This window comes from Thioalkalivibrio sp. ALJT (assembly GCF_000381825.1).
GTDB lineage: Bacteria > Pseudomonadota > Gammaproteobacteria > Ectothiorhodospirales > Ectothiorhodospiraceae > Thioalkalivibrio.
The window spans coordinates 367,265-391,700 of record NZ_KB907121.1; the positions used below are offsets into that span (position 1 = coordinate 367,265).

Annotated in this window: 26 protein-coding genes; 21 read left to right on the top strand and 5 right to left on the bottom strand. The window is 64.5% G+C overall.

Annotated elements, in window-relative coordinates; translation table 11 throughout:
• Nucleotides 1-3: 3 nt before the first annotated feature.
• The 3 genes from G332_RS0101735 to dnaA form a co-directional block, all read right to left on the bottom strand.
• Nucleotides 4-1,098, bottom strand: coding sequence for a DNA replication/repair protein RecF (locus tag G332_RS0101735; RefSeq protein WP_019625277.1), 1,095 nt, complete (start codon nucleotides 1,096-1,098; stop codon nucleotides 4-6).
• 11 nt (nucleotides 1,099-1,109) lie between these two features.
• Nucleotides 1,110-2,213, bottom strand: coding sequence for a DNA polymerase III subunit beta (gene dnaN, locus G332_RS0101740; RefSeq protein WP_019625278.1), 1,104 nt, complete (start codon nucleotides 2,211-2,213; stop codon nucleotides 1,110-1,112).
• 246 nt (nucleotides 2,214-2,459) lie between these two features.
• Complete coding sequence (gene dnaA, locus G332_RS0101745; RefSeq protein ID WP_019625279.1) at nucleotides 2,460-3,812, bottom strand: chromosomal replication initiator protein DnaA; 1,353 nt, start codon at nucleotides 3,810-3,812, stop codon at nucleotides 2,460-2,462.
• Nucleotides 3,813-3,965: 153 nt separating this feature from the next.
• Between dnaA and rpmH the strand changes: the two genes are divergently transcribed.
• The 21 genes from rpmH (at nucleotide 3,966) to G332_RS0101845 (ending at nucleotide 22,767) form a co-directional block, all read left to right on the top strand.
• Nucleotides 3,966-4,100 (top strand): 50S ribosomal protein L34, encoded by a 135-nt coding sequence (gene rpmH, locus G332_RS13145; RefSeq protein WP_018141118.1) that lies wholly within the window; start codon nucleotides 3,966-3,968, stop codon nucleotides 4,098-4,100.
• A gap of 22 nt (nucleotides 4,101-4,122) precedes the next feature.
• Nucleotides 4,123-4,476 carry a ribonuclease P protein component gene (rnpA, locus tag G332_RS0101750; protein ID WP_019625280.1) on the top strand — a complete coding sequence of 118 codons (354 nt, stop codon included), beginning with the start codon at nucleotides 4,123-4,125 and terminating at the stop codon, nucleotides 4,474-4,476.
• On the top strand, nucleotides 4,473-4,730 hold the full coding sequence (gene yidD, locus G332_RS0101755) for a membrane protein insertion efficiency factor YidD (protein ID WP_019625281.1): 258 nt from the start codon (nucleotides 4,473-4,475) through the stop codon (nucleotides 4,728-4,730). The genes rnpA and yidD overlap by 4 nt, the downstream gene beginning before the upstream one ends.
• A gap of 8 nt (nucleotides 4,731-4,738) precedes the next feature.
• Complete coding sequence (yidC, locus tag G332_RS0101760; RefSeq protein ID WP_019625282.1) at nucleotides 4,739-6,448, top strand: membrane protein insertase YidC; 1,710 nt, start codon at nucleotides 4,739-4,741, stop codon at nucleotides 6,446-6,448.
• A 7-nt stretch (nucleotides 6,449-6,455) separates the two neighbouring features.
• Nucleotides 6,456-7,769, top strand: a complete 1,314-nt coding sequence (gene mnmE / locus G332_RS0101765) for a tRNA uridine-5-carboxymethylaminomethyl(34) synthesis GTPase MnmE (RefSeq protein WP_019625283.1) — start codon at nucleotides 6,456-6,458, stop codon at nucleotides 7,767-7,769.
• 127 nt (nucleotides 7,770-7,896) lie between these two features.
• Nucleotides 7,897-9,771 carry a tRNA uridine-5-carboxymethylaminomethyl(34) synthesis enzyme MnmG gene (gene mnmG / locus G332_RS0101770; protein WP_019625284.1) on the top strand — a complete coding sequence of 625 codons (1,875 nt, stop codon included), beginning with the start codon at nucleotides 7,897-7,899 and terminating at the stop codon, nucleotides 9,769-9,771.
• Nucleotides 9,761-10,384 carry a 16S rRNA (guanine(527)-N(7))-methyltransferase RsmG gene (gene rsmG, locus G332_RS0101775; protein WP_019625285.1) on the top strand — a complete coding sequence of 208 codons (624 nt, stop codon included), beginning with the start codon at nucleotides 9,761-9,763 and terminating at the stop codon, nucleotides 10,382-10,384. Before mnmG ends, rsmG begins: the two co-directional genes overlap by 11 nt.
• A 3-nt stretch (nucleotides 10,385-10,387) precedes the next feature.
• Nucleotides 10,388-11,143, top strand: coding sequence for a ParA family protein (locus G332_RS0101780; protein ID WP_019625286.1), 756 nt, complete (start codon nucleotides 10,388-10,390; stop codon nucleotides 11,141-11,143).
• 40 nt (nucleotides 11,144-11,183) lie between these two features.
• Nucleotides 11,184-12,026 (top strand): ParB/RepB/Spo0J family partition protein, encoded by an 843-nt coding sequence (locus G332_RS0101785; RefSeq protein ID WP_026340515.1) that lies wholly within the window; start codon nucleotides 11,184-11,186, stop codon nucleotides 12,024-12,026.
• A 111-nt stretch (nucleotides 12,027-12,137) separates the two neighbouring features.
• On the top strand, nucleotides 12,138-12,524 hold the full coding sequence (locus G332_RS0101790; protein WP_019625288.1) for an ATP synthase subunit I: 387 nt from the start codon (nucleotides 12,138-12,140) through the stop codon (nucleotides 12,522-12,524).
• 31 nt (nucleotides 12,525-12,555) lie between these two features.
• The gene (gene atpB / locus G332_RS0101795) at nucleotides 12,556-13,398 is read left to right on the top strand and encodes a F0F1 ATP synthase subunit A (protein WP_019625289.1); all 843 of its coding nucleotides are present in this window, start codon (nucleotides 12,556-12,558) and stop codon (nucleotides 13,396-13,398) included.
• Nucleotides 13,399-13,450: 52 nt separating this feature from the next.
• A complete protein-coding gene (gene atpE / locus G332_RS0101800) occupies nucleotides 13,451-13,687 on the top strand; it encodes a F0F1 ATP synthase subunit C (RefSeq protein ID WP_012983953.1) in 237 nt (78 codons plus the stop codon).
• 53 nt (nucleotides 13,688-13,740) lie between these two features.
• Nucleotides 13,741-14,211: a F0F1 ATP synthase subunit B gene (locus tag G332_RS0101805; RefSeq protein ID WP_019625290.1), complete on the top strand. Its 471-nt coding sequence runs from the start codon at nucleotides 13,741-13,743 to the stop codon at nucleotides 14,209-14,211.
• Between the two features lie 9 nt (nucleotides 14,212-14,220).
• Nucleotides 14,221-14,757 carry a F0F1 ATP synthase subunit delta gene (locus tag G332_RS0101810; RefSeq protein WP_019625291.1) on the top strand — a complete coding sequence of 179 codons (537 nt, stop codon included), beginning with the start codon at nucleotides 14,221-14,223 and terminating at the stop codon, nucleotides 14,755-14,757.
• A 13-nt stretch (nucleotides 14,758-14,770) separates the two neighbouring features.
• Entirely contained in the window at nucleotides 14,771-16,312 is a 1,542-nt protein-coding gene (gene atpA, locus G332_RS0101815) for a F0F1 ATP synthase subunit alpha (RefSeq protein WP_019625292.1), read from the top strand.
• Nucleotides 16,313-16,324: 12 nt separating this feature from the next.
• Nucleotides 16,325-17,185: a F0F1 ATP synthase subunit gamma gene (gene atpG / locus G332_RS0101820; RefSeq protein ID WP_019625293.1), complete on the top strand. Its 861-nt coding sequence runs from the start codon at nucleotides 16,325-16,327 to the stop codon at nucleotides 17,183-17,185.
• A gap of 58 nt (nucleotides 17,186-17,243) precedes the next feature.
• Nucleotides 17,244-18,620 (top strand): F0F1 ATP synthase subunit beta, encoded by a 1,377-nt coding sequence (atpD, locus tag G332_RS0101825; RefSeq protein ID WP_018861076.1) that lies wholly within the window; start codon nucleotides 17,244-17,246, stop codon nucleotides 18,618-18,620.
• Between the two features lie 12 nt (nucleotides 18,621-18,632).
• Nucleotides 18,633-19,052 carry a F0F1 ATP synthase subunit epsilon gene (locus tag G332_RS0101830; RefSeq protein ID WP_019625294.1) on the top strand — a complete coding sequence of 140 codons (420 nt, stop codon included), beginning with the start codon at nucleotides 18,633-18,635 and terminating at the stop codon, nucleotides 19,050-19,052.
• A 72-nt stretch (nucleotides 19,053-19,124) separates the two neighbouring features.
• The gene (gene glmU, locus G332_RS0101835; protein WP_081619737.1) at nucleotides 19,125-20,510 is read left to right on the top strand and encodes a bifunctional UDP-N-acetylglucosamine diphosphorylase/glucosamine-1-phosphate N-acetyltransferase GlmU; all 1,386 of its coding nucleotides are present in this window, start codon (nucleotides 19,125-19,127) and stop codon (nucleotides 20,508-20,510) included.
• 9 nt (nucleotides 20,511-20,519) lie between these two features.
• Nucleotides 20,520-22,370: a glutamine--fructose-6-phosphate transaminase (isomerizing) gene (gene glmS / locus G332_RS0101840; RefSeq protein ID WP_019625296.1), complete on the top strand. Its 1,851-nt coding sequence runs from the start codon at nucleotides 20,520-20,522 to the stop codon at nucleotides 22,368-22,370.
• 100 nt (nucleotides 22,371-22,470) lie between these two features.
• The gene (locus G332_RS0101845) at nucleotides 22,471-22,767 is read left to right on the top strand and encodes a hypothetical protein (protein WP_019625297.1); all 297 of its coding nucleotides are present in this window, start codon (nucleotides 22,471-22,473) and stop codon (nucleotides 22,765-22,767) included.
• 131 nt (nucleotides 22,768-22,898) lie between these two features.
• On the opposite strand, the gene dtd is transcribed toward G332_RS0101845, so the two are convergent.
• Both dtd and pip read right to left on the bottom strand, forming a co-directional pair.
• Nucleotides 22,899-23,372: a D-aminoacyl-tRNA deacylase gene (dtd, locus tag G332_RS0101850; protein ID WP_019625298.1), complete on the bottom strand. Its 474-nt coding sequence runs from the start codon at nucleotides 23,370-23,372 to the stop codon at nucleotides 22,899-22,901.
• Nucleotides 23,369-24,355 carry a prolyl aminopeptidase gene (gene pip, locus G332_RS0101855; RefSeq protein WP_019625299.1) on the bottom strand — a complete coding sequence of 329 codons (987 nt, stop codon included), beginning with the start codon at nucleotides 24,353-24,355 and terminating at the stop codon, nucleotides 23,369-23,371. Before pip ends, dtd begins: the two co-directional genes overlap by 4 nt.
• Between the last annotated feature and the right edge of the window lie 81 nt (nucleotides 24,356-24,436).

A 24,436-nucleotide genomic window follows, 5' to 3' on the forward strand; every position in this document is an offset into this window, starting at 1 on the left:
AAATCAGACGGGGGGCGAGTTCCGACGTTCGACTGACAAACGACCATGTTTCACGTGGAACAATCGATCCGATCTCCCCTGCTCCAGTCCCGGGATCGCATCCTCGACGGCCGTCACCAGAATCTGCCAGCCACTCCCTTCCAGCCCCCGCATCAGCCCTTCTACCGCGGGCCGATCGAGCTCCGAGACCACATCATCCAGTAACAGTACCGGCGCCCGACCGCTTTCGTTCTCGAGCATCCGCGCCTGCCCACCCACCAGGGCCGTCACCAGTCGCTTCTGTTCCCCGCGCGACGCCTCCGCCGCTGGACGCCCGTCCAGCCGCAGGTCCAGATCCGCCCGCTGCGGCCCGACCTGCGCAAACCCCCGCTCTTCATCCATCGAACGACTCCGATCCAGGGCTTCCGCCAGGGTCCGTTCACGATCCCAGCCCGCTCGAAGCGAGACCTCCAGCCCTTCCAGGCGTTCTCCGAATCCGAAGACACCGGCTGCCTCACGGGTCGCCGCACTCCACTGAATCACGTATCGCGCACGGGCCTCGTTTACCTGCCCTCCGAACTCCACCAATGGCCGTTCGAATTCCCGTGCCCCGCACCGGTCGCCGTGCCGGAGTGCGGCGTTGCGTTGCTCATGCGCCCGCCGCCATCGCTGCCATGCGACCCGATACCCCGGAATCGCATGGAAACCACCCCAGTCCAGCAGGCGTCGGCGCTCATCGGGGCCGGCAGTCAACAGCTCAAAAGAACCGGCATGCAGCACCCGCACCGGCAACCACTCCGCCACTGTCGCGTGCCCCTCCATCCAGCGCCCGTCCAGCCGCGAGCGTCGCGTCCCATCCCAGACGACACCGATCCGATGGGCGCCGGAGCCTCGATGGTCCACCTCACCGCCCACCCATAATTCGGCGGTGCCAGTTGTCAGAACCCGGCGTAATTGTTGCGTACGGAAGGAGCGCCCTGCTGCGAGGATATGCACCGCCTCCAGCACCGAGGTCTTCCCGGCGCCATTGGGTCCGACCAGACGATTGATGCCGGGCGCCAGCTGGAGGGTCTGCTCCTGGAGATTGCGTACGCCCTGAAACCAGAGCGAGGTCAGCACATCAGTCCCGCCTACAGGCGCATCGGCATAACGACGTACCGACCACCACCCGCCGGTTCGGCCTTGATCAGGATCGACGAATTCCCGTCTCGAAGCCCGATGCGCACCTGCTCGGTCTCGATGACGTTGAGCACGTCCGCCAGATATCCGAGATTGAAACCGATTTCCAGCGCTCCCCCATCGTAGGTCGCCTCAATCGTCTCCTGCGCCTCTTCCCGGTCTGCGTTGTGCGTCATCACCTGGCAGCCATGTTCGCCCAACACGATCCGGACACCGCGATACTTGTCGCTGGCAACAATCGCCACGCGTGCGAGCGCCCGCTTCAGCAGTTCTCGATCCACCCGCAGTGTGGCCGGCAAATCAGTGGGTATCACGCGTTCGTAATCCGGGAAGCGGCCCTCAATGACCTTGCTGCGCAACACGGCACTACCCAGATCGAACACCACCTGATCCTCGCCGAAACCCACTCGGAGGGAGCTATCGTCATCTGCCAGGTTGCGGCGAAGTTCGGCCACGGCCTTGCGCGGCACGATCTTCTCGACCCGACCCTCAACGGGTGTCTCCAGTTCGACCTCGGACAGCGCCAGACGGTGACCGTCCGTGGCCACTGCTCGCAGGCTGGTACCGCTGGCCACCAGAAGCAGCCCCTGGAGGTAGTAGCGCACATCCTGCTGCGCCATCGAGAACATCGTGGCTTCCAGAAGATGGCGCAGGCGGTTTTGTGGCACATCCAGCACGACCTGCGAACCGCGGGCTTCCCAGTCGGGAAAATCCGCACCGGGCAGGGTGGCCAGACTGAAACGTGACCCGCCAAAACCCACGGTCATCCGTTCACCCTCGACCCGTGCTCGGATGTCGCTGTCTGCAGGAGCTGCCTTCACGACATCGAGGAGCTTGCGTACCGACACCGTAACGTCGCAGTCGCCCGGAATGCTCCCTTCTGCTCCGGCCTGCCATGCAAGCTCCAGATCCGTCGTATCCATGCGAATTGCACCATGCTCGTCAGGCCGGAGCCGTACGTTGCCGAGAATGGGCATCGTCAATCGTTTCTCGGCCGCGCCCACAATCCTTTGCAGTGATTCAGTCATTGTCTCGCGGTTGAAAGACAGTTCCATGGCGATGTCCTGTAACTAGAGTATTTAGATATTAAATTCGTAGTAATAACTGGTCGTTCTGCCTGTGCAAAACTACCAATAAACCGTTATATTTCAATCGGTTACACTAAAACAATCTGGCCTTCGAACCTCTGTGAAGCCTGTTGCCAACCTGTGGATAAATTCAGACCCCGAATTTGTCCCCGTTTGATACCGGTCTTGCACCCAGGTTATCCACAGCCTTATGCACGCCTTCTATGGTTTGCCTCAACTGCTCAAGGTTCGCAGCAGGTTGGCGTAGTCTTCATCCAGGCTGGCATCTGCTTCACGCAGTTCGGCGACCTTGCGGCAGGCATGCAGCACCGTGGTGTGGTCGCGACCCCCAAAGGCCTGACCGATCTCCGGCAGACTGTGCTGCGTCAGCTCCTTGGCCAGTGCCATCGCAATTTGCCGAGGCCGCGCAATCGATCGGCTGCGTCGCGTTGAGAGCAGGTCCGTCACCTTTACGCGATAATAGTCGGCCACGGTCTTCTGAATGTTTTCGAGTGTAATCAGCTTGTTCTGGACTGCCAGCAAGTCGCGCAGCGCATCCTTCGCAAAATCCAGCGTGATGGGTTTCCCTGTAAAATGCGCATTCGCGATCACCCGTCGCAGCGAGCCTTCCAGCTCGCGGATATTCGACCGAATGCGCTTGCCCATGAAGAAGGCCACCTCCGACGGGAGTTCGATACCCGCCTGTTCCGCCTTCCGTTGCAGGATGGCGACGCGCGTCTCCAGCTCCGGTGGATCGATTGCGATGGTCAGCCCCCAGCCAAAGCGTGACTTCAGCCGCTCCTCCAGGCCTTCCACTTCTTTCGGGTAGCGATCCGAGGTGAGGATGATCTGTTGCTGGCCCTCGAGCAGGGCGTTGAAGGTGTGGAAGAACTCTTCCTGCGAGCGCTCCTTGCCGGCGAAGAACTGGATATCATCGATCAGCAGGGCATCGGCCGTCCGGTAGTGCTGCTTGAACTCGTCGATCGCGTTGTGCTGAAGCGCCTTGATCATGTCTGCCACGAAGCGCTCCGAGTGCAGATAGATAATCCGTCCCTCCGGCTGTCGCGCGAGGATGCTGTGGCCGATCGCATGCATCAGGTGGGTCTTCCCCAGCCCCACACCGCCGTAGATGAACAGCGGGTTGTAGGCGATGCCGGGGTTCTCTGCCACCTGCAGGCTGGCCGCCCGTGCCAGCTGGTTCGATTTGCCCTCGACAAAAGTGTCGAAGGTGAAGGCCGGATTCAGATTGCTCACCGGCCCCTGGGGGCGTGGTGTCGCGCGCCGCGGTTCTGCAGGGGCAGCCCGGTCCTGACCCGTCGCGATTGCCTCCTGCGACCATTCCGCGCCGCCGATGCCAAGCCGTACCTGGCACCCGCCTGCAGGCTGCAGTTCCGCCACGGCAGCTTCGATGCCATCCAGCAGGTGATCGCGGACGTGCTCGAAAACAAATTGATTGGGCGCAAGCAGGCGCAGGGTCCCGTCGGCTTCTTCCGCGTGCAGCGGGCGCAGCCAGGTATTCAACTGTTGTTCGCTGACCTTCCCCTGCAGGCGATCCAGACAGGCTGTCCACAGGGTATTGGCTGCCACGCGACGGTCTCCGGAGATAGGAAAAATAGGGGCATCGAGTCTACGCCCATGGGGCCCTCAGGTGCCAGCGTCCAAGCTTTCCTGGCATTGACTTTGTGCCTGGATGGCGTTAGCTTTCACCGCCCTTAATTCAACGCGTCACGGGAACTCACAATGAAGCGTACCTTCCAACCCAGCCGGCTCGTTCGCGCCCGCACGCACGGCTTTCGGGCCCGCATGGCCACTCGCGGCGGCCGCAAGGTCCTGAACGCTCGCCGCGCCAAAGGCCGCAAGCGCCTCTGCCCGTAATTTCGGCAGTGCGCCGGCTCCCGTGACCGCGGCGCCCGACATACAGACCTTTCCGCGCCAGGTTCGCCTGCTGACCGGCGCGGATTATCAGCGCGTGTTCGACAACGCCGGGCGCCAGCGCGGCCGTCACCTGACGCTGCTTTATCGTCCTGCGGTGGGTGAACAGGCCCGCCTGGGCCTGGCGATCGGCAAGCGCCATGTTCGGCGCGCCTGCGACCGAAACCGTATCAAGCGGATCGTGCGTGAGGCCTTCCGGCAGCAGCGTATGGATCTGCCGGCCGTGGACATGATCGTGCTGGCGCGCGGCAGTGCCGTCACCGCTGAACGTCGCGCACTGCGCGCTGAAATCGACCGTCTGCTGGACCGTTTGCAATGAGCCTGATCCGCAAGATTGCGTTGTTGCCGGTGCGTGCCTACCAGTACGGCATCTCGCCGTTCATGGCCCCCCATTGCCGCCATTATCCGACCTGTTCGGCGTATACCGTCGAAGCTGTCGAAACCCATGGCGTTCTGCGCGGGTTCTGGCTGGGTCTGCGGCGTATCCTGCGCTGTCACCCCTGGTCGCCGGGCGGCTATGATCCGGTCCCGGCTCCGAAGTCCGACTCCACCCGTTCCCGACCTTCCGAGTAGTCGCACCCATGGATAATCTTCGTCCCCTGCTGTGGCTGACCCTGGCCTTTGTCCTGTTCCTGATGTGGCAGGCCTGGAACCAGGACTATGGCACCCCGCCGCCACAGGCCGACCGAGCCGCCGAGCAGGCTGCAGATGATCCCGATGCGCGCCCGGAAGATGTACCGGACGCGCCGCAGTTCGAAACCGACGCCGAAACCGATCCCACGGCGGCCGACGGGCCTCAGGTGACCACCCTGCAGGAGCCGGATCGTCGCCAGATCACCGTTCGCACCGATACTCACGAGATCCTGATCGACAGCCGTGGCGGCACCCTCTTGCGCGCCGACCTGCTGCAGTATCCGCGGGATCTCCAGGATGATCCGCTGGTGCCGGTGCGCCTGTTCGACCACCGTCTGCGCGGCTATGTTGCCCAGAGCGGCCTCACCCATGACCGTGTGAGCGATCGTGCCATGGAAGGGCGCGCCCCTTCGCATCATGACAACTTCCAGGTCGATCAGGATCGTTTCGAGCTCGCGGAAGGCGAGGACACCCTGGAGGTCCCGCTGCGCTGGACCTCCGATGATGGCGACATCGAGGTCGTCAAGACCTACACCTTCACTCGCGGTACACACCTGATCGACGTCGACTACCAGATTCACAACCGCTCGGATTCGACCTGGAGCGGCCGCCAGTATCGCCAGCTCCGCCATGGCCCGACCCCGGATCGTGAATCCTGGTGGCTGTATACCTTTACCGGTGCAGCCTACTTTGATGGCAGCTACGAGCGCGAGCGTTTCGAATCTCTGCGCGACGATCCGATCCAGCAGCGCCTGCAGGGTGGCTGGATTGCGATGATTCAGCACTATTTCGTGTCCGCCTGGGTGCCGGGCGACGACGAGGTCAATGCGTTGTACGCGCGCGCCGTGCCGGGCGAAGTCGGGGACGAATATCTGATTGGCCTGCACTCCGAGTCCCTGCAGATCCCCGCTGGCGAGACCGGTGCGTTCTCCACTCAGCTATGGGTCGGGCCCAAGCTGCAGGATGAATTGTCGCAGATTGCCCGCGGTCTGGAACTGACCGTTGATTACGGCATCTTTACGTTCCTGTCCAAGCCGCTGTTCTGGCTGCTGGACAAGATCTACACCGTGGTCGGGAACTGGGGCTGGGCGATCGTCATACTCACCATCCTGATCAAGCTGGTGTTCTTCAAGCTGTCCGCCACCAGCTACCGCTCCATGGCGCGCATGCGCAAGGTCGCGCCCAAGCTGCAGGCGCTGAAGGAGCGCTACAAGGACGACAAGCAGCGCATGAACCAGGCGCTGATGGACCTGTACAAGAAGGAAAAGATCAACCCGCTGGGTGGTTGTCTCCCGATCCTGGTGCAGATCCCGGTGTTCATTGCCCTGTACTGGGTGCTGCTGGAGAGTGTGGAACTGCGTCAGGCGCCCTGGTGGTTGTGGATCCAGGACCTGTCCTCGCGTGATCCGTACTTCATCCTGCCGATCCTGATGGGCGTGTCCATGTTCGTGCAGTACAAGTTGAACCCGCCGCCGATGGATCCGGTGCAGCAGAAGATCTTCATGGCACTGCCGTTCGTGTTCACGGTGTTCTTCGCCTTCTTCCCGGCAGGCCTGGTGCTGTACTGGTTCACCAACAACCTGTTCTCCATCGCCCAGCAGTGGTACATCACGCGCAAGATCGAGGCTGGACAGGACCCGGAAAAGAAAAAGGAATAGGGCCTGCATGACCGTGGCGGATACCATCGTCGCGGTCGCCACCCCGCCGGGGGTCGGCGGTATTGGTGTAGTGCGCCTGTCCGGCCCCGAGGCGCTGGCCATCGCCCGTCGCCTCACGGGGCGCCCCCGGCTGCGGCCGCGTTATGCCCATTACGGCCGGTTCACCGATCCGGCCAGTGGGGAGGTCATGGACGACGGGCTGATCCTCTACTTCCCGACCCCCCATTCCTACACCGGCGAGGATGTGGTCGAGCTGCAGGGCCACGGCAGTCCGGTGCTGCTGGAGGGGCTGGTCACGGCGGCCGTTGACCTCGGGGCCCGCCGTGCGCGCCCGGGCGAATTCACCGAACAGGCCTTTATGAATGGCCGTATGGATCTAGCGCAGGCCGAGGCGGTTGCTGATCTGATCCATGCCCAGACGGCCGCGGCCGCGCGCCTTGCTCGCTCCAGCCTCGACGGCGCGCTGGCGGCCGAACTGGCGCCTGTGTCCCGTGCCATCCGCGACCTGCGCGTGATCATCGAGGCCGAGCTCGACTTCGGCGAGACCGACCTTGAATCCGAGGCCGCGCCGGACATTGCCCGGCGGTCGCAGCAGTTGCACACCACCATCCTGGCGCTGCTGGAACGCCTGCGCCCGGCGCGTTACTTCGCCCAGGGCCTGCGTCTGGCCCTGATAGGGGCCCCGAACGTTGGCAAGTCCAGTCTGATGAATCGACTTGCCGAGAGCGAGGTCGCGATCGTCACCGACCGCCCCGGGACGACCCGTGACGTATTGCGCTCGCCCATTGCCATCCACGGCATCCCGGTAGAGCTGATCGATACCGCCGGGCTGCACACCAGCGATGACCCGGTGGAGCGCATCGGGATGCAACGCGCCCGCGAAGCTGCAACCGGGGCGGATCTGATCCTGGAGCTGCGCGATCTCACCCGTCCCGAGGCGAAGCCGGACCTGGAGGCCGCCCGCGATATCCCGTGGCTCACGGTCTGGAACAAGCAGGACCGCGTCGCGGACCCGCGGTCACCACAGGGCCTCGCGATCTCGGCGCGAACGGGTGCCGGCATTGATCCACTCAAGCAGGCGATCGTCGAACGGCTGGGCGCCAGCGCCGCCGGCCAGCAGCGTTTCAGTGTGCGCGCACGTCATCTTGACGGGCTGCGTGTCGCGGCCCAGCACCTGGGTCGGGTCGAGGCCAGTGCCCCGCCGGACCTGATTGCCGAGGAACTGCGTCTGGCCGAACGCGCCCTGGACGCACTCCTTGGGCGCCAGGACCACGAGGCCTTGCTGGGCGAGATCTTCGCCGGTTTCTGCATCGGCAAGTAATGGCGCAGGGAAACACGAATCCCGGGATACCTCGATCCCGCTGCGGCCGCTTCGGTGCGGGCATTGCTCCTGCTAAAATTCTGATTTCCCTTTTTCGGGCCGAGCAGCGGTCAGGGCTTGAGATGTCATGGCAGAAACATTCGATGTCATCGTGATTGGCGGCGGGCACGCCGGCACCGAGGCCGCCCTGGCCGCGGCACGTGCGGGCGCCCGCACGCTGCTGTTGACGCACAACATCGAGACCATCGGTCAGATGAGCTGCAATCCCGCCATCGGCGGCATCGGGAAGGGCCACCTGGTCAAGGAGATTGATGCGCTGGGGGGCGTCATGGCGCGTGCCGCCGATGCGGCCGGTATCCACTTTCGCACCCTGAACAGCCGCAAGGGTCCGGCTGTCCGCGCCACCCGGGCGCAATCGGACCGTCAGTTGTACCGGGCCGCCATCCGCCGTTTTATCGAGGCGGAGCCCAACCTCCAGGTCTTCCAGCAGCCCGTCGCCGATGTCCGGATGCAGGGCGATCGAGTGACCGGCGTGGTGACCGAGAGCGGCATTGGCTTCACGGCCGGCGCCGTGGTCCTGACCGTGGGCACCTTTCTCAATGGACAGATGCATACCGGCCTGCAACAGCAACCGGGTGGTCGCGCTGGAGACCCGCCCAGCGTACGGCTGGCCGCGCGCCTGCGCGAGATGGCGTTCGCCGTGGGCCGACTGAAGACCGGGACCCCGCCACGCATCGACGGACGCAGCGTGGATTTCTCGCGCCTGGAGATCCAGCCGGGTGACGAGCCGCGGCCGGTGTTCTCGTTTATAGGGTCGGAAGGCGATCATCCGGCACAGCGCCCCTGTCATATCGCCCGAACCACCGAGGCCACCCACGATCTGATCCGGCAGAACCTCGATCAGGCCCCGATGTACTCCGGCCAGATCGACAGTACCGGCCCGCGCTACTGCCCCTCGATCGAAGACAAGGTGGTCCGTTTTGCCGACAAGACCAGCCACCAGGTCTTTGTCGAACCGGAAGGCCTGGAGACCCACGAGCTCTACCCCAACGGCATTTCCACCAGCCTGCCGTATGCGATCCAGGTTGCGCTGGTGCGGAGTATCGCCGGCTTCGAGCAAGCCCGTATCACCCGGCCTGGCTATGCGATCGAATATGACTACTTCGATCCACGCGGCTTGCGCCCGAGCCTGGCCACGCGCGCGGTGGCCAACCTGTTCTTTGCCGGTCAGATCAATGGCACCACCGGTTACGAGGAGGCGGCAGCCCAGGGCCTGGTCGCGGGTCTGAACGCCGCCCGCGAGGTGCAGGCGCAGGCCCCGTGGACCCCGCAGCGCTCCGAGGCCTATATCGGTGTGCTGATTGACGATCTCGTTACTCGTGGCACTCAGGAGCCTTACCGCATGTTCACCTCGCGGGCGGAATACCGCTTGTTGCTGCGCGAAGATAACGCCGACCTCCGCCTGACTCCGACAGGTCACGAGCTGGGGCTGGTCGACGCGGCGCGTTTTGCCCGCTTTGAACAGCGTGCTGCCGCCATCGAGGCCGAGCGCGAGCGCCTTGCCCGCCTGCGTCCCGATCGCGAGCAGCGCAGCTGCCCCGCCTTGCTCGACCTGCTCGGCTCCGCCCCGGACCCGGAGGCTACGCTGCTGGACCTGCTGCGCCGCCCGCAGGTCGATTACGCGAGCCTGATGGCCGCGTTGCCCGACTGTGCGGTCGAGTGCGCCCCCGATGTACGCGAACAGGTCGAGATCCAGGCCCGGTATGCCGGCTATATCGAGCGACAGCAGGCGGAGGTCGAGCGTCAGGCGCGTGCCGAGCAGACCGCCCTGCCGGAGGACCTCGACTATGCCCGGGTACACGGTCTGTCGACCGAAATCTGTCAGAAGCTTGCGGAGTTTCGTCCCCATACCCTGGGCCAGGCCCAGCGGATCCCGGGCGTAACCCCTGCTGCCCTGTCGGCTCTGGCCATCCATTTGAAGCAGCGCGCCAGTGGCGAATGACGTCTGGGCCACCCGCCTGGAACCCCATGCCGCGGCCTGGGGGCTGGATTCCCGTGCCTGCGAGGTCCTGGCGCTTTACCTCGGCGAGCTGCTGCGCTGGAACCGGGTGCACAATCTGACCGCGGTGCGCGACCCGGCCCAGCTGATCCCGCGCCACGTCCTCGACAGCCTGACCCTGCGCCCCTATCTCTATGGCGATCGGGTACTGGACGTTGGAACGGGCGCCGGCCTGCCCGGTTTCGTACTGGCCGCCGTCGAGCGGGAACGCGGCTTTTGCCTGCTGGACAGCGCGGCCAAGCGGATCCGTTTCCTGCGTAACGTCATCGGGCGCACCGGTCTGCCGCACGCCGAGGCGATTCACGCCCGTATCGAGGATTTTCGGCCCGCCAGGCCCTACACCACCGTTCTGTCGCGGGCCTTCAAGGCCCCGGCCGAAATGCTCGAACGGGTGGAGCATACGGTGGCCCCCGGTGGACGGGTGCTGGCGATGCTGGGGCAGCGCCGGGTGGTGGATGCGCCCTTGCCGGCCCCGTGGTCGTATCAACGCGTGGACCCGGTTACCATTCCCGGCGAGACAGCCGAGCGCCATGTCGCCATCATCGAGAGAGCCTGACCCTTGACTGACGTACTCGCGATCACCAATCAGAAAGGAGGGGTCGGCAAGACCACCACCTGCGTCAACCTGGCCGCATCCCTGGCGCGTCTGGGCAAGCGGGTACTGGTGGTCGACATGGATCCCCAGGGCAACGCGACCACCGGCTCCGGGGTGGACAAGCACGCCGACGACCCGACCGCATGCGAGGTCCTCCTCGGCGAGGCGGCGGTGCCTGCGGCGGCCCACCACGTTGACGCAGGCTACCAGTTGGTCCCCGCCAATGGTGATCTGACTGTGGCGGAGGTGCGCCTGATGGAGTCGGAACGCCGCGAATACCGTCTGCAGGAGGCCCTGGCCCCCATCCTTGATGACTACGACCACATCCTGATCGACTGCCCGCCCTCGCTGAATCTGCTCACGGTGAACGGTCTGGTGGCCGCCGACGGCGTGGTCATCCCGATGCAGTGCGAGTACTACGCCCTGGAGGGGCTGACCGCGCTGATGCGCACCATCGAGAGCATCCAGCGCGGGCCGAATCCGAAACTGAAAATCTATGGGCTCCTGCGGACCATGTTCGATCCGCGCAATCGCCTGTCCCGAGACGTCTCGGCTCAGCTGACCGATCATTTCGGCGAGCGCGTGTATCGCACGGTGATCCCGCGTAATGTTCGCCTGGCCGAGGCCCCCAGTTTTGGCCAGCCCGCCTTGCTGTATGATGCCTCCTCACGCGGTGCAGTGGCCTACCTGGCGCTGGCCGGCGAGATGCTGCGGCGCTGAACGCCGCCCCTTTACGCAACCCCTGCAGGAACGACTCACCATGGCGAAACGAGGATTGGGCCGCGGCCTGGATGCCCTGCTCTCCGGTGGCCAGACGGACAGTCAAGACAGCGAAAGCCTGGATCAGCTCCCCATCGAACAGATCCGGCGCGGCAAATACCAGCCTCGCGTCCATATCGCCGAGACGGCCCTGGCCGAACTCGCTGATTCCATTCGTGCCCAGGGCATCGTGCAGCCGATCGTCGTGCGACGGATCGACGACGGCTACGAACTGATTGCCGGCGAACGTCGCTGGCGCGCGGCCCAGCTGGCCGGGCTGGAGACGGTCCCGGCGGTGGTGCGCGACATCCCCGATCAGGCCGCTGCGGCCATGGCCCTGATCGAGAATATCCAGCGCGAGGATCTGAACCCGCTGGAGGAGGCGCAGGCGATCCGTCGCCTGATCGCCGAATTCGAGATGACCCACCAGGCCGCGGCGGACGCCGTGGGCCGTTCGCGCACGGCGGTGACCAATCTGCTGCGTCTTCTGGAGCTGCACGACGCGGTCAAGGAACATGTAAACGAAGGTCGTCTGGAAATGGGCCACGCCCGTTGCCTGCTGGCCCTGCCGGTGGACGACCAGCCCGGCGTTGCGACCACGGTCGTCAAGCGCGGCCTCTCGGTCCGTGCCACCGAACAGCTGGTGAAGAAGGTGCTTGCGGCCACCCCCGAACCGCGCCAGCCGACTGCGCCGCCGCCGGAGGTGCGCCACCTGGAGACGCGCCTGTCCGATCAGCTGGGTGCCCCGGTTCAGGTGCGTTACAACCGCCAGGGCAAGGGCCGCCTGGTGATCGAGTACAACAGTCTTGACGAGCTTGACGGCATCCTCGCGCACATCCAGTAAGCACCCGCCGACCCGCTTCATCGGGTCTCGAATGGCGGTTTGACGCACTCCGGGACCCCCCTTATACTACGCGCACTTTTTGGGAGAGGGGTGGGTGTGCCCATCCGCCGAATGACACCGCGACGCTCCAGACACGTCTTTCAATCGCTCGGTCTGCAGCTCGCCCTGACGCTGATTCTGTCGGGCCTGCTTCTGGCCCTGTTTTCCCCGATCGTGGCGCTTTCTGCCGCGGTGGGCGGCATCACTGCGACGCTCGGCAACGCCGTGGCGGCAGCCGTTGTGTTTCGAGCCTACCGTTCCGACCAGGCGGGCTCGCTCACGGCGCGGATGATGGGTGCCCAAATGGGACGACTGGTAATCATCGCGGTGGCTTTCGGGGTGGCGTTCGCTTACCTGGACGAGCCGGACCTGCTGGCCTTGTTCGGCATCTTCCTCCTGGTGCATCTGGCCCCGCTATGGTGGCTGCACCGGGTTTCTGATCAAGCAATGACGAGATAACTGCATGGCTTCAGAAAGCGAACTGCCCACGATGGAAGAGCATATCGCTCACCATCTCACCAACCTGACCTTCGGGCTCCACCCCGAAAACGGGTTGAGCTTTGCCACCACCAGCACCCAGGCGTCCGAGATGGGCTTCTGGGCGATCCACGTTGACTCCATGTTGTGGTCGATCGGGCTGGGTCTGCTGTTTATCCTCACCTTCCGCGCCGCGGCCAAGAAGGTGACGGCCGGTGTCCCGGGTGGCTGGCAAAACTTCGTTGAAATGGTCATGGACTTCGTGAACGACAACGTCCGTGGCTCGTTCAAGCACAAGAATGACATGGTCGCCCCACTCGCGCTGACCATCTTCGTCTGGATCTTCCTGCTCAACCTGATGGATCTTGTGCCGGTGGACCTGCTGCCGCACATCGCCTACCTGCTGGGCATTCCGTACTTCAAGATCGTACCGACCACGGACATCAACGTGACCGCCGGTCTGGCGCTGGGCGTGTTCGTCCTGATCATCTACTACTCGCTGAAGATCAAGGGTCCGGTCGGTTTCATCAAGGAACTCACGGGTATCCCGTTCCAGACCAATATCGTGTTCCTGAAACCGATCTTCTGGGTGATCAACTTCGTGCTGGAGTTCATCAACCTTCTGGCCAAGCCGGCCTCGCTCGCCCTGCGACTGTTCGGCAACCTGTACGCCGCCGAGATGATCTTCATCCTGATCGGCGTGATGTACTCCGCGGGCCTGATCCTGGGTCTCGCCGGTGGTGTGCTGCACGTGGGCTGGGCAATCTTCCACATCCTTGTGGTCCCGCTGCAGGCCTTCATCTTCATGGTGCTGACCGTCGTCTATCTGGACATGGCGTACAGCGAAGATCACTGATCCCGACTTCACTTCAAACTGACCGTTTCAACACTCGACTGGAGATACAAAAATGGAAATGGCAAACGCTCTGATCGTTCTGGCTGGCTCTCTGCTCCTGGGTCTGGCCGCTGTCGGCGCCGCGATCGGCGTGGGCACCCTGGGTGGTCGCTTCCTGGAAGGCGCTGCGCGTCAGCCGGAACTGATCCCGATGCTGCGTACCCAGTTCTTCATCGTGATGGGTCTGACTGACGCCGTGCCGATGATCGGTGTGGGTATCGGCCTGTACGTCCTGTTCGCCCTGGGCTAAGAGGCTGACCGAGTCCCGAGGATCCCTCACACTCGTCAACCCGAGGTAGCAGGATGAATATCAATCTGACCATCATCGGCCAGCTGCTCGCGTTCAGCGTCTTCGTGTGGTTCACGATGCGCTACGTCTGGCCGCCCATGTCCAACGCCCTGGAAGAGCGTCGCAAGAAGATTGCCGACGGCCTTGCCGCTGCGGAACGTGGCGCGAAAGAGCAGGAGCTCGCCCAGGAGCGCGCGACCGAGGTCATCAAGGAAGCCAAGCAGCAGGCCAACGAAATCGTCGCCTCTGCCCAGAAACGTGCCAACGAGCTGGTCGAAGAAAGCAAGGCCAGTGCTCGCGAGGAAGGTGCACGTATCAAGGAAGCGGCGGAGTCCGAGATCGAGCAGGAAATCAATCGCGCGAAGGAGGAGCTGCGCAAGCAGGTCTCCGTCCTCGCGGTTGCCGGTGCCGAAAAGATCCTCGCCAAGGAGATCGATGCCAAGGCGCACGGGGATCTGCTCAAGAAGCTCGCGGCCAAGCTCTAAGGAGACGTTATGTCAGACCTGATTTCGGTCGCCCGACCCTACGCCCGCGCGGCCTACGAGCGGGCCCGCGAGGCCAAGGATCTCGCTGGCTGGGCCGAGCAGCTCGACTTGCTGGCGGCGATTGCCAGTGATTCGCAGATGCACAGTCTCCTCTCCAACCCGCGGCTCCCGCGGGCCGACCGCGCTCAGCTGGTTCTGGACGTGGCGGCCGACAAGGTGGGCGCCGAGGCGGGGAACCTGGTCCGGCTGCTGGCGGAGAATGGCCGTTTGCTGGCCCTTCCCGCCGTACGCGATGCCTTTGCTGAATTGAAGGCTGCCGCCGAACAGCGGATCCACGCGAACGTGGTGGCCTATCGCAAGCTTACGCAGGCGCAGGAGAAAGAGATCCACGATGCTCTGGCCAAGGGCCTGGGCTGCGAAGTCGATCTCGAATGCTCGGTCGACAGCTCCCTGATCGGGGGCGCCATCATCCGCGCCGGCGACCTGGTTATCGACGGCTCCGTGCGAGGCCAGCTGAACCGCCTGGCTGCCAATTTGAGTCGCTAAGAGGATATTTAACATGCAACTGAATCCCTCCGAGATCAGTGATCTGATCAAACAGCGCATCGAAAAATTCGATGCCTCCTCCGAGGCCTCCAACGAAGGTACCGTCGTCAGCCTGACCGACGGTATCGCTCGTGTACACGGCCTGGGCGACGTCATGCAGGGTGAGATGCTCGAATTCCCGGGCGAGACCTTCGGCATGGCGCTGAACCTCGAGCGCGACTCCGTCGGTGTCGTGATCCTGGGTGACTACAAGCACATCAAGGAAGGCGACACGGTCAAGTGCACCGGCCGCATCCTCGAGGTTCCGGTCGGCGAACAGATGCTCGGCCGCGTTGTCGATTCTCTGGGTCGCCCGATCGACGGCAAGGGTCCGGTCGACACCGACATTAGCAGCCCGATCGAAAAGATCGCGCCCGGCGTTATCGAACGTCAGTCCGTTGATCAGCCGCTGCAGTCCGGTATCAAGGCGATCGACGCCATGGTGCCCGTCGGCCGTGGTCAGCGCGAGCTGATCATCGGCGACCGCCAGACCGGCAAGACCGCGGTTGCGATCGACGCGATCATCAACCAGAAGGACTCCGGCGTTAAGTGCGTCTACGTCGCCGTAGGTCAGAAGGCCTCCTCGGTGGCCTCCGTGGTTGCCAAGCTGGAAGAAGCCGGCGCGATGGACAACACCATCATCGTCGCCGCCAACGCCTCCGAGTCGGCCGCGATGCAGTTCATCGCCCCTTACGCTGGCTGCGCGATGGGCGAATACTTCCGCGATCGCGGCGAAGATGCCCTGATCGTGTACGACGATCTGACCAAGCAGGCCTGGGCCTACCGTCAGGTGTCCCTGCTGCTGCGCCGTCCGCCGGGCCGCGAAGCCTACCCGGGTGACGTCTTCTACCTGCATTCGCGTCTGCTGGAGCGCGCCTCCCGCGTGAACGCCGAATACGTGGAAGCGAACACCAACGGCGAAGTGAAGGGGCAGACCGGTTCGCTGACCGCGCTGCCGATCATCGAGACCCAGGCCGGCGACGTGTCCGCGTTCGTGCCGACGAACGTGATCTCGATCACCGATGGTCAGATCTTCCTCGAGACCGACCTGTTCAACTCGGGTATCCGTCCGGCGATCAACGCCGGTCTGTCCGTCTCCCGTGTGGGCGGCGCGGCGCAGACCAAGATCATCAAGAAGCTGGGTGGCGGCGTGCGTCTGGCGCTGGCGCAGTATCGCGAGCTGGCGGCGTTCTCGCAGTTCGCCTCGGACCTGGACGAACTGACCCGCAAGCAGCTGGATCGCGGCAAGCGCGTAACCGAGCTGATGAAGCAGGGTCAGTACCAGCCGATGTCCATTGGCGAGATGGCCTTCTCCCTGTATGCCGCGAACGAGGGCTACCTCGACGACGTCGAGGCGGAAAAGGTCGTGAGCTTCGAAAAGGAACTGATCGCCTACGCGCGTTCCTCGCAGAAGGAGCTCCTGGACGAAATCAACAGCAGTGGCGACTACAACGACTCCATCCAGGACAAGCTGAAGAAGGCCCTGGAAGAGTTCAAGGCCAAGCACAGCTGGTAACGGGAGCACGCAATGGCGGGCACTAAGGAGATTCGGACGCAGATCAAGAGTATCCAGAATACTCAGAAGATCACCAAGGCGATGGAGATGGTCGCCGCGTCCAAGATGCGCAAGGCCCAGGACCGCATGGAAGAGTCCCGGCCCTACGCGCAGAAGATTCACGACGTGATCGGTCACGTCGCCATGGCGAATGCCGAGTACAAGCATCCGTTTATGGTGGAGCGCGACGTCAAGCGCGTGGCGCTGATCATCGTGTCGACCGATCGCGGCCTTTGCGGCGGTTTGAACACCAACCTGTTCAAGAAGGCCGTCGGAGAGATGCGCCGGTACCGCGACGAGGGTGTCGAGGTCGATCTCTGCGTGATGGGTAACAAGGCGCTGCAGTTCTTCAAGCGCCTTGGCGGCAACATCGTGGCCGAAGCCAAGGATCTCGGTGACCGTCCGCGCATCACGGACCTGATTGGCTCTGTCAAGGTGGTGCTGGACAACTTCCGCGATGGCAAGGTCGATCGCGTCGTACTGCTGGAAAACAAGTTTGTCAACACGATGACCCAGCAGCCGGAGGCAACCCAGTTACTGCCAACCGCGCCGAGCAAGGACGAATCCCTGAAGCATCACTGGGACTACATCTACGAGCCGGACACGGTACCGGTGATGGATACGCTGCTCGAGCGCTATGTCGAGTCCCTGATCTACCAGGCGGTGGTCGAGAACGTGGCCTGCGAGATGGCCGCGCGCATGGTGGCGATGAAGTCCGCCTCCGACAACGCCGGCACGATGATCAAGGACCTGCAGCTCGTCTACAACAAGGCGCGCCAGGCCGCGATCACCCAGGAGATCTCCGAGATCGTCAGCGGCGCGGCCGCGGTGTAGAGCCCGCCGTCACGGATCAGTCGACTCGGCACGAATTACGACTTACGAGGATGAACAAATGAGTTCCGGAAAAATTGTCGAAATCATCGGCGCCGTCGTGGATGTGGAGTTCCCCCACGGCGAAGTGCCCAAGGTCTACGACGCCCTGACCCTGGAAAACGGCCTGACTCTGGAAGTCCAGCAGCAGCTGGGTGATGGTGTCGTGCGCACGATCGCCATGGGCACCACCGAGGGTGTGAAGCGTCAGACCCCGGTTACCGCGACCGGCAAGCCGATCTCCGTGCCGGTCGGCAAGGGGACCCTGGGCCGCGTGATGGACGTGCTCGGTCGTCCGGTGGACAACGCCGGCGACGTGGAGGCCCAGGAGACCTGGTCGATCCACCGCGCCGCCCCGACCTTCGACGAGCAGGCGGGCTCCACCGAGCTGCTGGAAACCGGCATCAAGGTCATCGATCTGCTGTGCCCGTTCGCGAAGGGCGGCAAGGTCGGCCTGTTCGGCGGCGCCGGCGTGGGCAAGACCGTGAACATGATGGAGCTGATCCGCAACATCGCGATCGAGCACTCCGGTTACTCGGTGTTCGCCGGCGTGGGCGAGCGTACCCGCGAAGGGAACGACTTCTACCACGAGATGAAGGACTCCAACGTCCTCGACAAGGTCGCCCTGGTCTACGGCCAGATGAACGAGCCGCCGGGTAACCGTCTGCGTGTCGCGCTGACTGGTCTCACCATGGCGGAGTTCTTCCGTGATGAAGGCCGCGACGTGCTGATGTTCATCGATAACATCTACCGCTACACCCTTGCCGGGACCGAGGTCTCCGCGCTGCTGGGTCGTATGCCCTCCGCGGTGGGCTACCAGCCGACCCTGGCGGAAGAGATGGGTGTGCTGCAGGAACGCATCACCTCGACCAAGAAGGGCTCGATCACCTCCATCCAGGCCGTCTACGTGCCGGCGGATGACTTGACCGACCCCTCCCCGGCGACGACCTTCGCTCACCTCGATGCGACCGTCGTGCTGTCGCGTCAGATTGCCGAGCTGGGGATCTACCCGGCGGTGGATCCGCTGGATTCCACTTCGCGTCAGCTGGACCCGCAGATCATCGGGCAGGAGCACTACGACACCGCCCGTGCGGTGCAGGGTACGCTGCAGCGCTACAAGGAACTGAAGGACATCATCGCGATCCTGGGGATGGACGAGCTGTCCGAGGACGACAAGCTGGTTGTGGCCCGTGCGCGAAAGATCCAGCGCTATCTGTCGCAGCCCTTCTTTGTGGCCGAGGTGTTTACCGGGGCGCCCGGCAAGTACGTGTCCCTGAAGGACACCATCCGAGCGTTCAAGGCCATCGTTGCGGGTGAGTATGACCACCTGCCGGAGCAGGCCTTCTACATGGTCGGCACCATTGAGGAAGCCGTCGAGAAGGCCGAGAAGCTTGGCTAAGGAGTGGGCATAATGCCGATGAATATGCATGTGGATGTGGTCAGCGCCGAGGAGTCCATCTACTCCGGGACCGCCCTGATGATCGCCGCACCCGCCGAAGGTGGCGAGGTCGGTGTGTATGCCGGGCATACGCAGATGCTTGCCCGGCTGAATCCGGGCGAGCTGCGCATCCTCGAAAAGGAAGGGGCGGAACCCCAGCCCGTGTTCGTGTCGGGCGGCATCCTCGAGGTGCAGCCTTATCATGTGACCGTGCTGGCCGATACCGCAGTGCGGGCCAGGGACCTGGATGAGGCCGAGGCCGTGGAGGCGAAAAAGCGTGCGGAAGAGGCCCTGGCCAACTCCAAGGCCGACTTCGACTACGCCAAGGCCCAGGCCGAACTGGTCGAAGCCGCGGCCAGGCTGCAGATGATTCAGAAGCTTCGCCGCAACTGACGGGCCGTGCCGATCGGATGAAAGACCCCAGAGGGCCAGCCACCGCGGCTGGCCCTTTGTCTTTGGGAAGCCATGACTGAAAACACCCCACTTCATATCGCAGTTCTGGCCGCAGGCAAGGGCACGCGTATGCGCTCGCGTTTGCCCAAGGTGTTGCAGCCACTTGCCGGGCGCCCGCTGCTTGGCCATGTGCTGGAGCGGGTTGGACAACTCGCGACGGCGGGCATCCATGTCGTCGTCGGACATGAACAGGAGCGCGTACGGTCGGCGTTTGCGGACGCGCCGCAGGCGCTGAACTGGATCGACCAGGGCGAGCCGCGCGGTACCGGCCACGCGGTGCATCGGGCGCTGGCGTCCATCCCGGACCACGCGCGAGTACTGGTGACCTACGGCGACGTCCCGCGTATTCCGGTGGCGGATCTGGAGGCCTGCGCCGCGGGCACCGGCGTTACGGTGCTTGCAGCGCGGGTGGCAGACCCGACGGGCTACGGGCGCCTGATCCGGGACGCGGAGGGTCAGCTCGAACGGATTGTTGAGGAGAAGGAGGCCGCTGCCAGCGAGCGCGCGGTGGACCTGATCAATACCGGCGTGCTGGCGGCGCCGGCGGGTGCACTGAAGGCATGGTTGGCGCGTTGCGAACCGGCGGCCGGCGGGCTGCGTGAGTGGTACCTGACCGATGTCGTCTCCGAGGCGCGGGGCGATGGTGCTCGGGTTGAGGTGGTCACAAGCGAGGAGCCAGCCGCGGTCCTCGGGGTCAACGATCGTCAGCAGCTCGCGGTCCAGGAGCGCCTGCATCAACAGGAGCAGGCTGCGGCCTTCATGCGTGCGGGACTGGCGCTGGCGGATCCCGCGCGTTTCGATCTGCGGGGTACGCTCACCTTCGGTGAGGATTGCGAGCTGGACGTGAACGTCGTGCTGGAGGGCGATGTGGTCCTTGAGGACGACGTTCGTATCGGGCCGGGATGCGTACTGCGAGACTGTCATGTGGCGCGGGGTACCCGGATTGCCGCGCACAGCGTGCTGGAAGGCGCCTGGGTGGGGCCCGAGGGCCGCATCGGTCCGTTCGCGCGCCTGCGCCCCGGCGCCCGGCTGGAGATTGGCGCGCGGGTCGGCAATTTCGTTGAGGTCAAGAATGCCTCGCTGGGCGCCGGCGCAAAGGCGAATCACCTGAGCTATGTGGGTGATGCGCACGTGGGCGCCGGTGCGAACCTGGGGGCGGGCACCATCACCTGCAATTACGATGGCGCGAACAAGCACCGTACGGAGATCGGCGAATACGCGTTTATCGGCTCCAATACGGCGCTGGTGGCGCCGATACGCATCGGCGATCATGCCACTGTTGGTGCCGGCTCGACCCTGTCGGATGACGTCGCCTCGGGCGCCCTGGCGCTCACGAGGGCACGGGCACGAACCATCCGCGACTGGCCGCGCCCGAAGAAGCAACAAGATCCAGGTTAAGGAAGCTCTATGTGCGGTCTGGTAGCGGGTGTAGGTGAACGCAACCTTGTTCCGGTGCTGGTGGAGGGTCTCCACCGGCTGGAATATCGCGGCTACGACTCGGCCGGGGTGGCGGTCTGCCATGCGGGCGGGATTCGTGACCTCCGCGCGACCGGGAAAGTGGTCGCGCTGGAACAGCGCATCCGCGCCGAGGATTTGCAGGGCGCAGTGGGTATTGCCCACACTCGATGGGCGACGCATGGCGTCCCCAGTGAGCTCAATGCGCATCCGCATCGCTCGCGCGATGGCCGCGTCGCCATCGTGCACAACGGCATCATCGAAAACCATGCCGATATCCGCAGTGGCCTTGCGGAGGCGGGTTGGCCCTGCCGGTCGGCCACGGACAGCGAGGTGATCGCCCACCGTCTGGAACAGGCGCTGGACGCCGGGGCCACGCCGCTGGCGGCCATGCGCGAGACCTGCCGGGAACTCAGCGGGGCCTATGCCATTGCGGCCCTTTTTTCCGAGTATCCCGACCAGCTGATCGTGGCGCGTTCCGGCAGCCCCCTGTTGCTGGGCCTTGGCATCGGCGAGACCTTTGCCGCCTCGGATATCCAGGCCCTGTTGCCGGTGACCCAGCGTTTCATCGACCTTGATGACGGCGATATTGCCTGTCTGACCCGTGCCGGGGCAGAGATTGTCGACCGCCATGGGAATCCGGTCGAACGCTCGGTGCGGGAGAGCCGCAGTCAGGTCTCCGTGGCGGATCGTGGCGCCTATCGCCATTTCATGCTGAAGGAGATCCATGAGCAGCCCGCGGCCGTTGCCGACACCCTGGCCGCGCGTCTGGGTGACAGCAGCGTCCTTGAAAATCTCCTGGGCCCGGGCAGCGACGTGCTCCTGGCGGACGTTCAGGCGGTGCAAATTGTGGCCTGCGGAACCAGCTACCACGCGGGTATGGTGGCGGCCCACTGGATCGAGGAACACCTCGGATTGCCGGCACGGGTCGAGGTGGCGAGCGAGTATCGCTATCGCCGTCATGCGTTACGCCCGGGTACGCTGCTGGTGGTGATCTCGCAGTCCGGCGAGACGGCGGACACCCTGGCTGTCCTCCGCCAGTCTCAGGACGAACCATTTCTGGCGCGCCTGGCGATTTGCAACGTCCCGGAAAGCACCATGGCGCGTGCGGCCGATCTGGTCCTGATGACCCAGGCAGGGCCCGAGATCGGTGTGGCCTCCACCAAGGCCTTCACCACCCAGCTGACGGCCCTGGCCGTGCTGGTCCTGCTTCTTGGTCAGGTGGCCAGGGCCGCCGGTATGGACGCGGATACGCGCGCAGAGGCTGTCGCGGCCCTGCGCAGCCTGCCGGATCATGTGACCCGCCTCCTGGCTCTCGATGCGCCGATCGCGGGTGTCGCCGAGACCCTTCTGGAGCGTCAACATGCGCTGTTTCTGGGGCGCGGGGCGTTTTTCCCGATCGCGCTGGAGGGCGCCCTGAAGCTCAAGGAGATCTCCTACATCCATGCCGAGGCGTACCCGTCGGGCGAGCTGAAGCACGGGCCGCTGGCACTGGTCGACACCGAGATGCCGGTGGTTGCGGTGGCCCCCGACGATGCGCAGCTGGAAAAGCTCTCCAGCAACCTGCAGGAGGTTCGCGCCCGCGGTGGCCAGCTGATCGTGGTGGGTGAATCCAGCGCCGCCCGCGCGCTGGCTGCCGACGACATCTGGATCGGACTGCCACAGTCCGAGGCGCTCAGCCCCTGGCTGACGCCGATCCTGTTTACCATCCCGCTGCAGCTGCTGGCCTATCATACAGCCGTCCTCAAGGGCACGGATGTGGACCAGCCGCGTAACCTCGCGAAGTCCGTGACGGTCGAATAGCGGGTGTGTCGGCCGGGCGTTCCATGAGGAAACCCTTGTATTCGTGCGCCGGGTCGGATAGATTCGGGCGCGCTAGAATAACCTGTCACAGGAGTCCCTTATGGATCAGCAAGAGCTCAACACCCGCTGTGTCACCCTGTTCCAGTCCCCGCGAATCCAGACCAAGCTCTGGCACCCGCGCATGTTCTGGGAGGTTGGTCGCAAGCTGAACACGGCCCCTGACGAGCTGACCCAGCCGAAAGTGGACCTCTGCGAACTGGAGGTGATGCTGTCTGCCGCTGCCTACGAGGCTTCGCAGTGCGCCGACACCCTGAATCAGCGCGAGGCCGGCCGAGCCGACTTCATTCGTCGCGCGGTACAGTCCGGGCAGCGTCCGCTTCTGCGCCGCGCGGCCTGATCGGCGCGCCAGCAGCCGTATGAACGAGGACCCGGCCCCGCGCCGGGTCTTTGCATTTGCAGCCACCGCAAACCGGGCGACTGGCCGCAGCGTCCAGGTCGCTCGCGGCAGAAGCACCCCCGTCCTTTACCCTACTCGGCCTTGCCCGCCGTTCCCGTTGCCTGGGTGCGCGCCTCCAGCCAGAACGTGACCGGCCCATCGTTGACCAGGCTCACCTGCATGTCCGCCCCGAATTGTCCGCTGGCGACTGGGGAATGGCGTTCTCCGGCCCGCTGCACCAGCGCGGCGAAGACCTCGGCCCCGTGTTCCGGACGGGCCGACCCGGAGAAGCTGGGCCGCATCCCCTTGCGTGTATCTGCAGCCAGGGTGAACTGGGGCACCAGCAGCAGTCCGCCCCCGGTCTCGGCCAGGCCAAGGTTCATGCGCCCCTGCGCATCCGCGAATACCCGGTAGCCAAGCAGGCGATCGAGCATGCGCTCGCCACTGGCCGCGGTATCGGTGGTCTCCACCGCCACCAGGGCAAGCAAGCCCGGGCCGATCCCTCCGATCTCCTGGCCACCCACCGTGACCCGCGCCGCGGTGACACGTTGAATGAGGGCGATCACCCCGGCCCCCGCCCGCTACCCGGCTCGGTCGCCCCGCTCAGGGTCTGCGCGAGCTCATCGGTGGCCGCGACCAGCCGCCGTACAATCCCGGGTTCCGCCGCCGAGTGTCCGGCGTCGGGCACGATCTCCAGGCGTGCCCGTGGCCAGGCCTGGTGCAGTGCTACCGCCTGGTTGACCGGGCACACCACGTCATAGCGACCGTGCACGATGGTCCCGGGAATTCTCTGCAGGCGTTCGGCATCGCGCAAGAGCTGGTCCGCCTCCAGGAAGGTGTCGTGCATGAAATAGTGGCACTCCAGACGCGCCAGGCTTGCCGCGACATCCGGGTCCTCGAAGTGGGCGATCACGTCGGCATTCGGCACCAGGCAGGAGGTGCGCCCTTCCCAGCCGGACCAGGCCCGCGCCGCCGCCTGGCGCACGGTCACATCGGGATCCGTGAGGCGCCGATAATAGGCCGCGACCAGATCGTCGCGTTCACCCGCGGGGATCTGCGCCACGTAGTCCGCCCAGGCTTCCGGGAACAGCCGATCGGCCCCGGACTGGTAGAACCACTGGATATCCTGAGGCCGGCACAGGAACACCCCGCGCAACACCAGCCCCAGCACGCGCTCCGGGTGCCGTTCGGCGTAGGCCAGCCCGAGGGTGGAACCCCAGGAACCGCCGAATACCACCCAGCGTTCAATCCCCAGGTGTTCACGCAGTCGCTCCATATCGGCCACGACATGCCACGTGGTATTGGCCTCCAGGCTCGCGTGCGGCGTCGAGCGGCCGCAACCGCGCTGATCGAACAACACGATGCGGTAGCGATCCGGATCAAAGAAGCGCCGATGCCAGGCCTCGCAGCCCGAACCCGGGCCGCCATGCAGAAACACCACCGGCACGCCGGCCGGGTTGCCGCATTCCTCGAAGTACAGCTCGTGTCCGTCGCCGACCTGCAGCTGCCCCATCCCGTGGGGTTCGATCTCGGGGTACAGCGTATTCATGGGCCTCTCCGGGAAAAACCCCGAGTGTCGCCAAAACGCGTCCCGGGGGAAAGCCTCGCGATCGCGCCGCCACTGCCCCTG

Bases quoted from the DNA above. Each gene is read 5' to 3' on its own strand.
- dnaN (WP_019625278.1), bottom strand. From the start codon at position 2,213: ATGGAACTGTCTTTCAACCGCGAGACAATGACTGAATCACTGCAAAGG.
- rpmH (WP_018141118.1), top strand. From the start codon at position 3,966: ATGAAGCGTACCTTCCAACCCAGCCGGCTCGTTCGCGCCCGCACGCAC.
- yidD (WP_019625281.1), top strand. From the start codon at position 4,473: ATGAGCCTGATCCGCAAGATTGCGTTGTTGCCGGTGCGTGCCTACCAG.
- yidC (WP_019625282.1), top strand. From the start codon at position 4,739: ATGGATAATCTTCGTCCCCTGCTGTGGCTGACCCTGGCCTTTGTCCTG.
- mnmE (WP_019625283.1), top strand. From the start codon at position 6,456: ATGACCGTGGCGGATACCATCGTCGCGGTCGCCACCCCGCCGGGGGTC.
- mnmG (WP_019625284.1), top strand. From the start codon at position 7,897: ATGGCAGAAACATTCGATGTCATCGTGATTGGCGGCGGGCACGCCGGC.
- G332_RS0101785 (WP_026340515.1), top strand. From the start codon at position 11,184: ATGGCGAAACGAGGATTGGGCCGCGGCCTGGATGCCCTGCTCTCCGGT.
- G332_RS0101790 (WP_019625288.1), top strand. From the start codon at position 12,138: ATGACACCGCGACGCTCCAGACACGTCTTTCAATCGCTCGGTCTGCAG.
- atpB (WP_019625289.1), top strand. From the start codon at position 12,556: ATGGAAGAGCATATCGCTCACCATCTCACCAACCTGACCTTCGGGCTC.
- atpE (WP_012983953.1), top strand. From the start codon at position 13,451: ATGGAAATGGCAAACGCTCTGATCGTTCTGGCTGGCTCTCTGCTCCTG.
- G332_RS0101805 (WP_019625290.1), top strand. From the start codon at position 13,741: ATGAATATCAATCTGACCATCATCGGCCAGCTGCTCGCGTTCAGCGTC.
- G332_RS0101810 (WP_019625291.1), top strand. From the start codon at position 14,221: ATGTCAGACCTGATTTCGGTCGCCCGACCCTACGCCCGCGCGGCCTAC.
- atpA (WP_019625292.1), top strand. From the start codon at position 14,771: ATGCAACTGAATCCCTCCGAGATCAGTGATCTGATCAAACAGCGCATC.
- atpG (WP_019625293.1), top strand. From the start codon at position 16,325: ATGGCGGGCACTAAGGAGATTCGGACGCAGATCAAGAGTATCCAGAAT.
- atpD (WP_018861076.1), top strand. From the start codon at position 17,244: ATGAGTTCCGGAAAAATTGTCGAAATCATCGGCGCCGTCGTGGATGTG.
- G332_RS0101830 (WP_019625294.1), top strand. From the start codon at position 18,633: ATGCCGATGAATATGCATGTGGATGTGGTCAGCGCCGAGGAGTCCATC.
- glmU (WP_081619737.1), top strand. From the start codon at position 19,125: ATGACTGAAAACACCCCACTTCATATCGCAGTTCTGGCCGCAGGCAAG.
- glmS (WP_019625296.1), top strand. From the start codon at position 20,520: ATGTGCGGTCTGGTAGCGGGTGTAGGTGAACGCAACCTTGTTCCGGTG.
- G332_RS0101845 (WP_019625297.1), top strand. From the start codon at position 22,471: ATGGATCAGCAAGAGCTCAACACCCGCTGTGTCACCCTGTTCCAGTCC.
- pip (WP_019625299.1), bottom strand. From the start codon at position 24,355: ATGAATACGCTGTACCCCGAGATCGAACCCCACGGGATGGGGCAGCTG.